A 12,750-nucleotide genomic window follows, 5' to 3' on the forward strand; every position below is an offset into this window, starting at 1 on the left:
ATCATATCATGACAATAGTCCGCACAAAAATTTTAAACGTAGAAATGTTGATTTTAAGGTATATACAGAGAAAAAGAGCAGATATAGGTCATTGGAAGCTCTTAATTTGGAATGCTTATCATGTCATGTTTAACCCGAGTCAATCTTTTCGCAGAGCACATAGTTTTGTGCTACTTAGCCTTTATTTCATTCTCAGCTCCTTATTTTCATTTTCCTTTCATTTTTTATTAATTAGTGCTTATGCGATACATAAGGTCGCCTAATAGTAACAATCAATAGGCCATTTTAATATGCTGTAACTAAAGAAATGGATGAACGGCTTCTATACGGCCATTATAAAAACAATGAACTAACTTTTAGGAGTGTTCGTATGCCTGCTATAACCGGCAAGGATTACATTGAACGGATTGATCAGCTAAAAACGTGTGTATGGATAGATGGAGCCCCTGTGACAGGCAAAATTTCCGAATACCCTGCATTCAAGGGGATAATGAAAAGTCAAGCAGCGTTATATGACCTACAGCTTGCTAAATCATTAAAAGATGTCATGACCTATCCATCACCATTAACTGGAGAGCCTGTAGGTATGTCGTATTTACAGCCGAAAATAAGAGATGATCTAATAAAGAGACGAGCAATGATCCAACAATGGGCTATATCGAACAATGGAATGATGGGAAGAAGTCCAGACTATATGAATACAGTATTAATGGCGTTTGCATCATCTGCGAATTTTTTGAAAGGAAAAGAAAATTGTTTTCCTGAAAATATAATAAAGTTCTACGAATATGCACGCGAAAATGACGTATCCATGACACACACATTTATTGATCCACAAGTAAATCGAGCAAAATTTTATTTTGAAGATACCGATGAACCTATTGCAGCGAAAGTGATAAAAAAGAACAAAGAGGGTATCATCGTAAAAGGTGCTCGATTACTGGCCACACAGGGTGGAATAACGGATGAAATAATGGTTTTTTCAGCAGGTGGTATTCAGGATAAAGCGAAAGGTTTTGCTTTTTCTATACCAAGTAATAGTAAAGGCCTTAAATTTATTTGCAGGGATTCATTTGTTGAAGGAGACTCTTCCTTTAATTATCCATTAAGCTCACGCTTTGAGGAAATGGATACGATTGTTGTTTTCGACAATGTGCTGGTTCCGTGGGAACGTGTGTTTTATTATGACAACCTAGAAGTATCGAACAGCTTTATGGCTTCTAGTTCGTTTTTACCTTTTACATTGCATCAAGTTGTCTCTAGACAGATTGTTAAAACAGAGTTTGTTTTAGGAATTATTCAGTCCATTATCGATACGATTAATATCGCGGAATACCAGCACGTTCAGGAAAAAGCTTCTGAAGTTATCGTCGCATTAGAAACGATGAAAGCCTTGGTGATCAAGTCAGAGATCGAAGCCGAAATTGATGAATGGGGCTTTATGCGGCCAGATCAAACAACACTCCAAATCGCCAGCAACTTATTTTCACGGGTTTATCCAAGGTTTGCTGAGATCATTCAGCTGTTAGGGGCAAGTGGATTGGTGACGATTCCAACAGAAAATACTTTTCAATCCAGTATTCGAAAAGATTTAGATCAATATTTGCAGGCTAAATCCAGAAATGCAGAGGATCGCGTTAAGATTTTCCGTTTAGCATGGGATTTAACGATGAGCTCATTTGGTACACGCGAAACGCTTTATGAAAGATTTTTCTTTGGTGATCCTATTCAACTTTCGAGTAAATTGTATTTTTCCTATGATAAGGAACCGTATGTAAAACGAGTGAAGACTTTTTTACAAGAATAGTCAGACTAACAATTTATACTTTTAAGGTACCCCCTTTGTTGAGCGCTAAGGGGGCTTTTCATTTTCACTATTTTAGAAGTATTCTCATTTTTTCAGCTGGTATTATGTAATTAATCAAAGCGAAAAACTTTGTAACGCTTGGTCCATCATATCCTCATTAATTCCAATATACCGAAGAGTTACAGACGGAGCAGAATGGCCAAAGATCTGCTGAAGCATCGCCACATCTTTTGTCTGCTGATAAAAGTGGTAGCCAAACGTTTTTCGCATTGTATGCGTGCCGATGGCGCTCCATTTAAGTCACACGCCCTTGCAACCCCATTAATGACCCTCCAGGCAGTTTCGCGCCCAATTGGACCTTGGGCTTTCGGGAAGGAAACAATAGGTCAGAAGAATAGGCCATCTGGCGCGTATATTTCTCGATTGCCTGTTTTAAAGCGCCGGTCTTGCGAATTTTTTGGAATTTGCCTGTTTTTTCTCTTTAATGCGCAAATGATCCGTATTTCGGACATCCATCAAAAGCAATCCCACCATATCGCTGATACGCAGCCCAGAATTCATACCGAAGGTAAACAAAAAATAATCCCGTTACGGCTGGTGAAGCAGATACTCCTTCATTGCCCGGATCTGCTCTGGATCCCAGATTGGATCTACGCTGTTTGTCCTTGTTTTCCAGCCATCAAAATCTCTCATTTTCTCTTCAATATGTTTCATTCAATATAACATATTTATCCAACATTTTGCATTTAAATATCAGCAGCCAAATAAAAACAGGCGCTGTCCCTTGATAACCAAGGGGTAGCGCCTGTTTTCTTGTATCTGCGTGAATGCAACAAAATATCATTTATGTTGTATTTCGTTTTATAGATCAATAGTGGACCGATATTGAATATAAAACTTTTTTGATTAGACTACTTCTTTTGGATTTGGTCCGTAAACGTTAGTTCCTGGTGTGCTGTCTTTAATCGTAAACACCAGAAGAACAATTTGGCCAATTATAGGTATTAGATTAATAAGTACCCACCATCCACTTTTGCCAATATCATGAAGTCGGCGTACTGTCACTGAAATGCTTGGAATAATAAGAATGATAGAAAAAAGAGTGCTAAAAATTCCAACATCTTCTGTAAATTCTAGTCCAACCGATGTTTCAAAAATACTGAGAGCGATACTAATAATAGATGTGATTAAAATAAACATCCAATATTCTTTCCGTCTTGCTCTCTCCGTGAAATTAAACGAGTTTTTCATGGCTAATATAAACCATTTCATCCTTGTTCCCCTTTTCTGTTTTTTAAAATACTAGAATAGTATAGTGTGCTGGTAATGTTTTGTATACATGAAAAGTGGATCAATAGCAGACCGGTACTGTTGATTAATTTTTAGAAACGTATGATGCGGATACTTAGCTGAAATTAAAGAGAACCTTTAAAATTAAAGGTTTTCAAATAGCCTAATATGAAGGTGAGTAAATTCTGTCTGTATCAGTATCCAGTACAAAATCAATCGTTATATCTTCCGTATAAGTTATTTGGTCAAAATGATGCAGCCTGCAAAATACTTGAGGAAAATCCCTTATTTCGTAAGTTAATTCTTTGGCTTGAAAATACATTTTTCTTAATTGTGTTTTAGAACATTTCTTACCTGTCAGTAAGGCTTGATGAAACATACCATCTATTTCAATAATCAACATTATCACGACTGGTTGCTAATCAGCCATATAGCTTAAATTTATTCATTGTTATCTTACCACATAACCTTGTGATAAATAATGGATTGGAGCAAGAATGAAAAATTATTTAGCTGGACAGTTAAACAACAGTTCGTACTTACTGCACATTAAATGCCCCAGCTATTAAAAGCAGCCGGGGCGTTTTCAATACAACAAAATTGCATTTATGTTGCATTGACTGTTTAAGATAGCTTTACTGAAAGATTTTTACATTATTTACTTTAATTTTGGAATCGATCATATAACCCTTGGAATTAGCCATTAGAGAACGAACGAAAATTCGAGCTGATTTTTGACTTTTGAAATGATCAGCCTCTACTAAACGGCTTGTTAAATGAACAGATCCTGTGCCTTTATTTGAACGTAGATATTGTTCTCCATACTTCAAGACATAAGGCTTGGCTTCCATATTACACCTCCGAATTTCAGTTGTCGTGTCTATATTCCTTTACCATATATTTTTCCACTTAATAATTTAAATACAAATCTTTACTTGTAAAAATAACTAACATAACAAAATTCTATTTATGTTGCATTAATCCCCGCTTTTATTCCTTCATTTTTAGTATATACCGGCTGTTAGATCAATGTTTTTGGCTTCTGATTCTTCTGTTTTACTTTATACATGTGACTGTCAGCAATACTTATTAATTCATTTAGCGTTCTTGCTTCGTCTGGATATACGGCCATCCCTATTGCTATACCTAAATCAGGCGTAATTTCCGGACATTTTCCCAATTCTTTTCTTACTGCAAATTCAATTTCTTCAATGATCTTTGCTTGATCTTTATAAACACCAGATGGAGATACAATGACAAATTCATCTCCACCCCATCTTGCAATGATTTCTGATTTATTTTGATTGGCAAGAAGAGTTCTAGATACTGCTTTTAAAACGGAATCTCCCTCTTCATGGCCATAAGTATCATTTATCTTCTTGAAGTTATTTATATCTATAAGCAAGGTATTGATCTTGCTATTAACCTTTTTTGATTTACTGGCCATTTTAGAGAATGATTTATAAACAAACCTTCTGTTATAAACTTCAGTTAATGGGTCCTTTTCAGAAAAAAACTTGGCTCTATCATACTGTTTGCCAAACCACCAGGCAATAGAAACCATTACCGGCAATCCTATTTTTTCAATGATTTCTACATGTCCATTTACTACAAAGTAATAGCTTATATATGAACAGTTAATGATAAAGACTAACATTGCTGTTATTATTCTTCCAGTATATTTCACTATGATCACCTTGTTATTTTATTAGTAAAATATACCTTAAAATCCACTACTTGTATATAGCATCTTGCAGTACTGCCAAAATCTGAACCATTTAATATAAGTAGCAAAAAAGCACTCCTAATCTAAAATTTGGGAGTGCTGTGAACACAATATAATACTCTTTATGTTGCATTTATTATTAAACAACAGAGCTTTATAAGTGTAGATAATACAGTGATGAATAGTTTATAATGGCCAAAAAAACAAAGTGTTTTGAGTTTCTAGTAAAAGAGGTGATCTCTTGCATAGAAAAAAATATTGGACTCTGTTTCCACTAGTTTTACTAGCCTTTTTATATCTATATTTTAATTATCCTGAAAGAATAGATATTGGATTTTTGGTAGTTATTTTATTTTGGATTACTTATTACTCATGGATTTTCATCGAAAAAAAGCTGGTCACAAAAAAGGACGATAAGTCAAAACCTCCTGACTCTTAAAAGTCAGGAGGTTTTTGCTGTTACACAACATAATTCTATTTATGCTGTATTCAGAAATAAGAAAGTAAAAAAATATCTGTAAATCGTTAGTTTTTGTTCAACCAAACAAAATTTCATTCATTCTATATAATTTTTTGGAAAAAAATACGTGGAGGGAGACCAGTAGCAACACAAAAACGTGTATGTATTAAATGTTACCATGCCAGAAAATATTATGAAAAATTCGATATATTGCTGCTAACCGTACACGAGGAATTAGAGTACATAAAATAACTGCATAAAAGAATCACAAAAATCAATTATGAATACAAATTTAAACATCTTAGTATGAATGTCCGATATGTGAAGAAAGGGGGGTGTATATTAACACATATTAATAAATTTTTATAAGTCTAAACAAAATTAGAAAGGGAGTGGATTACATGGTAACAAGAATTGGCGGTATGGCTTCAGGAATGGATACGGCAAGCATTGTTAAATCTTTAATGGACGCGGAGCGTCTTCCTTTAATCAAATTGGAAAGAAAGGAGCAGCAATTAGAGTGGAAACAGGACGATTATCGGGAAATGAATGTTAAATTAAAAAACCTTTTTGATAGTGTTGATCCTCTCAGACTACAGGGTTCTTTCACAGTTTCAAACCCTCCGACTGAAACAGAAAAGGATGAAATCATTACTAAAATCAAGAAATTTGTAGACACATATAATGAGGTCACCTCTGCTATTCATGGAAAAATAAAGGAAGATCGTCATGCAGATTATCAACCACTTACCAATGATGAAAGAGATGCTATGAGTGATAAACAAGCAGATCGTTGGGATGCGAAAGCAAGAAGTGGAATGCTTAGAAATGATTCCATGTTACAGGGTATTTTAACGGAGATGCGTTCTGAACTCAGCAACCCCCTAGCAGGGGCAACAGATACGAACTTCGATACGTTATCTGAAATCGGTATTTCAGTCAAAGGTTCGTATCATGAAAACGGCAAGCTGACCCTAGATGAAACCAAGCTTCGTGATATACTGAGCACGACCTCTGGTGTAGACGCAGTAAAAGAGTTGTTTACAAAAGCGGGAACGACGACAAATGAAAATGGAATAGCAAAACGTGTGCTAGACACATTAAATATAGGTATGAAGAAAATAAGCCAAACGGCTGGAAGTGCAGGAAGCGTTCCTACAGGTAATACAATTGGAAAAGAACTGCTTCGTTTGTCTAAACAAATGGCTAACTTTAATCAACGCCTAGCAGGGATTGAGGACCGTTACTGGAAACAGTTCACTGCTATGGAGAAAGCAATGAGCCAGATGAATTCTCAAAGCGCATGGTTGTACCAACAATTCGGCTAAAAGAAAAGGGGTAGGACTTTGTATAGTCCCACCCTTTTTTCTTTTTTCAGACTCTTATGTATTCCATGCTGTAGGTTTGGAATAAAGTTCGATCAAATTAGTACTAAAATCCTTGATGAGTGAGCAAATAGAAAATAACATGTTTTGAAAAAGATTGATCAAAACATGCCATTTTTCTGTTAGATTGAACGGCGATTTTATAAAAACGTTTAATCATTTTAGACAGTTACAGTTAATTTCTTAATCATCAGTCGACCAAAATTGTGGATTAAGAAATTCGAGTGGAATAATCATTATTTGCTCACCAAAGCGGCTCTTTTGATTCGATAATTTCATAAGTCCGCGTTGAATCAGTTAAAAGAAGCGCAAAACAATACAAAAACTCTTTGAACGAATGTAAATTAACCTTAAAACATATTTTGATAAAGATCCTATCGTTAAAAATTTCAAAGAAATCTTCGAAAAGTGTTCAATGGAAAACTATCAATCGATCCATAAATGTTACAAAAAGAATAAGATGTAAGATATCTTAGTGCGACACTAGTGTGCTGAAAATAATAGTCGAAAAGAATCAATCATTGATTGGATAAGAATTTAACATTTTAAATTAAGTATATTTGCCTATAAACGGATCGTGCTTTATAATTAGTTTGAGTCTTATATTAATTTCTCATATCCTCCGATAATAGCAAACTTATTGAAAGATAAGGGCGCAAAGCCACGGGCCTAAAGCAGACTGCTAAGGCAGCCGGGTTGCCGAAGAAGATGGACACATCTCTAGAAGAGATGTTTTTTCAGCTTGTACGTAAGAAAAGTCCACCTTTTTAAGGCCTGATCCCTGTTTTTAAGACAGGGATCAGGCCTTTAAGCGGGTGGGCTTTTTACTTATTCGGTTCATGGGAGGTGGTCTTAAAAAAATTCCAATAGGAAAGGGTAGTATGCAACATGATGATTTTAAACGAACAAATTCTCTCTCCTTTATTACAAAAAACATTGGAACATTTAGAAGTTCCTGTTTTGAAGGAGGAAAATCCGGTTAATTGCACAGCCTTTTTCGACTCCCTTGGAGAAAAACAACGTCTGCTGACCAATTCGGAAAGCGGTTTGTCTTTATTAAATGCGTATTGTCCAGATAGTGATCAGAATAGGTGGTCAAAACTGTTTAAAAACAAAGGAAAGATGCGCGCCATTTTATCTAACATATATCCTGATTATTTTTATCAAGTAGTTACGGCTGATAATCTATTCAGTCTGCAAATTGATCGTATCCCATTTCCTGTAGTACTGAAGCCCACTTTCGGCTACTCCAGCGTGGGCGTTTATAAAGTAAAGCAGAAAGAAGAGTGGGAAAAAGCGCTTCGCCAGTTTGAAGCGGACATCATGCTTTCAAAAGATCTTTATGACCCGGCTGTTATCAATCAAAAAAATCTTCTTATTGAAAAATGGATTCAGGGAGAAGAGTATGCAGTTGATGGATATTATGATGAACAGGGAAATCCGGTTATATTAAACATGTTCAAACGGCTTTTCAAAGATGAATACGATACATCAGACCGGATTTACTATACTTCTAAACAGGTGATTGAAGAAATTTACGACCAAGCACATTCATTTATGACAGAATTGCAAAAACTGATCCCCTTACGGAATTATCCAATTCATTTTGAAATAAGAAAGCAGGGGGATATAGTTATTCCTATTGAAGTCAACCCTTTGCGGTTTGCAGGAGCAGGTACAACAGACCTCGGTTACTATGCTTACGGGCATAATGTATACGAGCAATATTTTACGCAGCAAAAACCTAATTGGAAGAGTATTATTGAGGGAATGGATGAATCTATTTACAGCTTTTGCTGCGCGGAAATTCCGCTTGCCCTTTCACAAGGACTGGTTGAATCTGTTCAACATGAGCAGTTTCAAAAGGAATTTAACCATGTTTTAGAGTACCGCCCGATTCAAGCCGCTCATGACCGGACATTTGCGATTGTTTTCTTTAAAAGCAATACTTTAGACGAAAACCGTTATTTACTTCATCTGAATCTAGAGCCCTTTGTTCAAACACATGATCATAAAAAACATGAAATGGAGCATATATTTTGAAACTACCGATCATACGCCCTAAAAAATCTCTCAAATCTCAGTTAACGCTCGGATTTTTGGTACCCTTTGTAACATTTTCATTAGTGCTTTGTTTATTTTTTGTTAACTTATTAAATACGATTCTTGATGATCACGTGTTGTCTCAATTTAATCAGCGACTGCAAGAAAATGGATCTACTTTAGCGCAGTCGCTTCCTTCAACTGAAGTAGAGGATGCCATACAAAATCCAGAAGAAAGCGGTCCTTTATTGCAAGCGTATTTGGATGACTTCATGAAAGAGCATGAAGGCATTGAATATGTATATGTGTTAACCCGCCAGAATAATCAAGATTATATTGTTGCATTAAATGGCAGTGATGAGTTTATGCAAGAATCGCCGTTTACTCCTGAACAGGAAGAGGCTTTTACACAAGGACGTACCGTGTTAAGTTCAATTTACACGGATCAGTGGGGGACCCATAAATCCTTTTTTAAACCGGTTGAAGGAACAGATGCGATTGTTGGCGTTGATATGGACGCGTCATTTATTGATTCATTACAGCAAAAAGCTGTTTTATACCCATTGTTGTTTTTAATCTTGTCTGTATTAATTGGAACTGGCTCTGCGATTTGGCTGGGCAGTCGGATTTCCGCTCCAATCAAGAGGCTGGCGGGTTTTACCCAGGATATTGCAGATGGGAATTTACGTAATCCAATTCGCTTAAACCGGGAAGATGAAATCGGCATGCTCGCCACAGGCTTTGAATCTATGCGTCAACAGTTAAATACGATTATTCAGAACGTGTATGAGAAAGCGGAAGATCTGAGCGAATCAGGAAACACGCTGTTTGCTTCGTTTCAGGAATTAACAGAAGCGTCAGATCAGATTGCTAGCGTTACCCAAACAGAAGCAATGGGAGCGGAAGACCGTTCACGCCATTTGGAATCCCTTACAAAATTAATGAGAGAGATGGCTGAAGCAGTAGAGCAGATGAATCAGGAAACACGCCAAATTAAAGAAATGGCAACGGAAACGAGCCACTTGTCTCAAAGCGGTTCTGAGCAGGTCAACATCATTTCTAAACAGATTCAGTCGATTAAACATAACGGTCAAATTTCGCAAGAAAACCTATCTGATTTAAACAGTAAGTTAGCCCGTATTAGTGAAATTGTTGAATTAATACGTAACGTGTCCTCCCAGACCAATCTATTATCGCTGAATGCCTCTATTGAAGCTGCTCGTGCAGGTGAAGCAGGAAAAGGGTTTGCCGTTGTCGCGCAGGAGATACAAAAGTTGGCTCAGCAAACGGCTACATCAGCGCAGGATATTACAGCAACAGTAGAAGAAATCAATGAACAAACAAATAAGGTATTGGCCCTGAATGAAACTAACGTAGAAGATGTGATGAAAGGTGTCGAACTGATCGAAAACAGTGGACAGCTGTTCACTAGAATTTTCAGCTCGGTTGAAGACCTTGAAATGAGGTCGGAAAGCATCGTTACAAATTCTCGGCTTGTTTCTGATGCATCAGGAGAGGCTTTGACGGCAATTCAGGAAATCAGTGTTATTTCAGAACAGGGAACAGCCATTATACAGGAAATAGCAGCAACTGCCCAGCAACAACACCAAGTTGTAGGAAATGCACAGCACCAAAGCGGCAAACTAAGAGAAGTAGCTCATACCTTACAGAATATGGTTAGTAAATTTGAAACCTTACAGGAAACGGAATTAGCATCAGAATCAGAGAGAGAGAAACAAATATAAAAGGAATCTGTGTGTCTGATTCAATCAACTAATAAAGCATTTTAGTATATAAATTAATTTGGTGCAGAATTATTGGCTGCCAATGCTGTATTGGTTTAGGTTCAATTTATTATGGCTTATTTATTTGAGGGATTCGCGAATGCATCCAGCATTTTTATAGGTAAAGCAATTGGTTCAAATAACGAAGATTTATATAAAAAAACGATCACCTTTTCGTGGCAATGGTCAATTCTCTTTGCTTTCTTTATTGCTTGCACCTATGGACTGTTTCAAGCGTCATTAGAAGAGCAAAAGCCCATTGTAATTATGTACACGACAGCGATCGCGTAATTACGGACCGCAATATTATCGTAAGAAAATTTCATTCTGAATACATTTGGGCGTATTGCATGAAACACGGAGGGCCTAGGACGTTTAAGCGGAAAAACATTTTAGCGGTTGCGAAGCCGAAAAAGCGGAGAGAGGCTTATGCATAATTACCTTCTAACAAAAGCGCAAAAAAGAGTACTGAATGAAATTGCATTATATATAGAAGAAAAAAATTACCCTCCTGCTATTCGGGGTATATGTGAACGATTAAATTTAGCTTCATCTTCAACTGTAAAAGGTCATCTGGATTCATTAAAAGAGAAGGGGTACTTAACCTGGAAGGAGGGTAAGCCAAGAACGTTGAGGATGCTTATATCAATAGAAAAAAAGCAAAAATAAAAATGGCGGGGAATTCCACGTCATTTCCCCGCCCTAATTTGGGCGTTTTTTTATTTGTTTTTAGGAGTTATTTTTTAAAACCTTGATATAGAGCCTTTTTAGAGGTGAGATTCATTAAGATTTCGGGTCATCCATTATGATATTTATACATCTTTATGGAAGAACATGTTTTGAAGGCTTTTATGAGTGATGACCAAAATTTTGTCCAAGTAATGACCAAAATTTTTGGACATAAGATTCCTTAAGATAGGCAGAGAATTTATCATTCCTTGAAATAGAGGCATTTTGAGGGTAAGAAAGAATAAGAATTTGTATCGGTATATGTTCCGCACACAAGTACACCCTTCGGAGCGCGAACAGTACATGTCAATGTACTAAGAGAATCAACCCCTTGAGCCAGTTGGCTTCAAGGGGTTTTTTCTTACCGGTCAAAATGATAAATTTTAAGGTTTATAAATTGCTTGACCGGAATTTGACCGGTTTTTTTTAAGTACGCTTTTTAATCAAACATCCCCCTGGTAAACTCCTCGAAACGATCCATTTGTTTTTGCTCCAATTTCTTCGATATATACATATAAATATCAGAGGTAATCTGTATGCTGCCATGACCTAATCGCTCCTGAACATATTTCATATCTGCTCCGGATTCCAATTGCAAAACGGCGTGTGTATGCCGCAGCGAATGAATCGGAAGGGGAGGATGATCAATACGTTTTAAGACCCTGGAAAAAGCATTGAAAAGGGAAGAGCTAGGGATGAAATTGCCGTCATCACGGTAAAGAACTAAATTCAAATCATGATGATATTCATCATTCAAGATTAGCTTGTTTTGGTTCTGGTATTGAATATGGGATTGAAGAGACTGCACCAGTAACTGGCTGATCGTAATGCTGCGTCTTGAGTTATAGTTTTTCGTATCCCCAAACAATTTCTCTTTTGTTTTTTCTTTAAAATCTAACGTTTTGGAAATATGGAGGACTCGCTGATCGAAATCCACATCTGGCCACTGAAGGGCGGCAGCTTCTCCTTTACGTAATCCTGTTTCAATAATGAGCGGACTCGTCAATATAATGCTCAGTACGCCAAAGATAAAACCGCTATTGGTATTTCTCATCATGCTAATGCAAATGCGGATCCGTCACGGCGGGGATTCGGTGTTTTTTATTGGCACACAATCAAGACAGGGAAAGCCCTGGCAGAATTACTTCTTTCAGAGTATAAAAAAGAGTTTCCGGATCTTCCTGTGTGGGGAACCGGTCTTTTCCCCTCAGTGCCAAAGACGTGGACGGATCTGCACATGTGCCGTGAAACAGATGCGCCATTTTTATTGGTTGAGTGGGGATTTATGACGAATGCAGAGGATCTTGCCCTTCTTAAATCGGACAGTTACGGCAAGCGTTGTGCCCTTGTGATAGCCCGTACAGTTTGTAAACATTACGGTATCACCTTCAATACGGGAAATACTTCGCCAGCAGGTACTCCATCGACAATTACTGCACCAAAAAAGGAGGAATCTACATTGGCATCTGAATTGTATCAACCATCCAATGCAGCTATTAAAAATTCAACTCGTACTGTATTAAATC

General features: G+C 36.8%; 13 protein-coding genes and 1 riboswitch. Of the genes, 8 read left to right on the forward strand and 5 right to left on the reverse strand.

The genetic code is table 11. The annotated features are described in order from the left end of the window. Positions 1-370: 370 nt before the first annotated feature. Positions 371-1,807, forward strand: coding sequence for a 4-hydroxyphenylacetate 3-monooxygenase, oxygenase component (gene hpaB, locus BA724_RS06785; RefSeq protein ID WP_069937912.1), 1,437 nt, complete (start codon positions 371-373; stop codon positions 1,805-1,807). A gap of 114 nt (positions 1,808-1,921) precedes the next feature. On the opposite strand, the gene BA724_RS19225 is transcribed toward hpaB, so the two are convergent. Then, positions 1,922-2,077 carry a site-specific integrase gene (locus BA724_RS19225; protein ID WP_425389003.1) on the reverse strand — a complete coding sequence of 52 codons (156 nt, stop codon included), beginning with the start codon at positions 2,075-2,077 and terminating at the stop codon, positions 1,922-1,924. Here BA724_RS19225 and BA724_RS19230 point away from each other — a divergent pair. Then, a complete protein-coding gene (locus BA724_RS19230) occupies positions 2,003-2,530 on the forward strand; it encodes a hypothetical protein (RefSeq protein ID WP_245676167.1) in 528 nt (175 codons plus the stop codon). The genes BA724_RS19225 and BA724_RS19230 overlap by 75 nt on opposite strands. Positions 2,531-2,713: 183 nt before the next feature. Here BA724_RS19230 and BA724_RS06795 read toward each other — a convergent pair whose 3' ends face one another. The 3 genes from BA724_RS06795 to BA724_RS06805 form a co-directional block, all read right to left on the reverse strand. Next, complete coding sequence (locus BA724_RS06795) at positions 2,714-3,079, reverse strand: DUF805 domain-containing protein (protein ID WP_069937913.1); 366 nt, start codon at positions 3,077-3,079, stop codon at positions 2,714-2,716. A gap of 653 nt (positions 3,080-3,732) precedes the next feature. After that, the gene (locus BA724_RS06800; RefSeq protein ID WP_069937914.1) at positions 3,733-3,948 is read right to left on the reverse strand and encodes a hypothetical protein; all 216 of its coding nucleotides are present in this window, start codon (positions 3,946-3,948) and stop codon (positions 3,733-3,735) included. 170 nt (positions 3,949-4,118) lie between these two features. Further along, the gene (locus tag BA724_RS06805) at positions 4,119-4,784 is read right to left on the reverse strand and encodes a GGDEF domain-containing protein (protein ID WP_069937915.1); all 666 of its coding nucleotides are present in this window, start codon (positions 4,782-4,784) and stop codon (positions 4,119-4,121) included. A gap of 900 nt (positions 4,785-5,684) precedes the next feature. Between BA724_RS06805 and fliD the strand changes: the two genes are divergently transcribed. From fliD to BA724_RS06835, 5 genes are all read left to right on the forward strand, one after another. After that, on the forward strand, positions 5,685-6,611 hold the full coding sequence (gene fliD / locus BA724_RS06815; RefSeq protein WP_069937917.1) for a flagellar filament capping protein FliD: 927 nt from the start codon (positions 5,685-5,687) through the stop codon (positions 6,609-6,611). Positions 6,612-7,288: 677 nt separating this feature from the next. After that, positions 7,289-7,372, forward strand: a riboswitch (cyclic di-GMP riboswitch). Positions 7,373-7,556: 184 nt separating this feature from the next. Continuing rightward, on the forward strand, positions 7,557-8,711 hold the full coding sequence (locus BA724_RS06820; protein WP_069937918.1) for an ATP-grasp domain-containing protein: 1,155 nt from the start codon (positions 7,557-7,559) through the stop codon (positions 8,709-8,711). Beyond that, positions 8,708-10,456, forward strand: coding sequence for a methyl-accepting chemotaxis protein (locus BA724_RS06825; RefSeq protein ID WP_083256121.1), 1,749 nt, complete (start codon positions 8,708-8,710; stop codon positions 10,454-10,456). Before BA724_RS06820 ends, BA724_RS06825 begins: the two co-directional genes overlap by 4 nt. Positions 10,457-10,567: 111 nt before the next feature. Continuing rightward, positions 10,568-10,786, forward strand: coding sequence for a hypothetical protein (locus tag BA724_RS06830; RefSeq protein ID WP_069937919.1), 219 nt, complete (start codon positions 10,568-10,570; stop codon positions 10,784-10,786). Between the two features lie 138 nt (positions 10,787-10,924). Then, complete coding sequence (locus BA724_RS06835; protein WP_069937920.1) at positions 10,925-11,164, forward strand: LexA family protein; 240 nt, start codon at positions 10,925-10,927, stop codon at positions 11,162-11,164. Between the two features lie 499 nt (positions 11,165-11,663). Here BA724_RS06835 and BA724_RS06840 read toward each other — a convergent pair whose 3' ends face one another. After that, positions 11,664-12,281 (reverse strand): site-specific integrase, encoded by a 618-nt coding sequence (locus tag BA724_RS06840; RefSeq protein ID WP_083256122.1) that lies wholly within the window; start codon positions 12,279-12,281, stop codon positions 11,664-11,666. On the opposite strand from BA724_RS06840, the gene BA724_RS18575 reads away from it, so the two are divergent. Beyond that, positions 12,270-12,750, forward strand: a 481-nt coding sequence (locus tag BA724_RS18575) for an N-acetylmuramoyl-L-alanine amidase family protein (RefSeq protein WP_245676168.1), incomplete at its 3' end; no start/stop codon positions are given. The genes BA724_RS06840 and BA724_RS18575 overlap by 12 nt on opposite strands.

Origin of the sequence: Domibacillus iocasae, assembly GCF_001750285.1 — a bacterium.
Taxonomy (GTDB): domain Bacteria; phylum Bacillota; class Bacilli; order Bacillales; family Domibacillaceae; genus Domibacillus; species Domibacillus iocasae.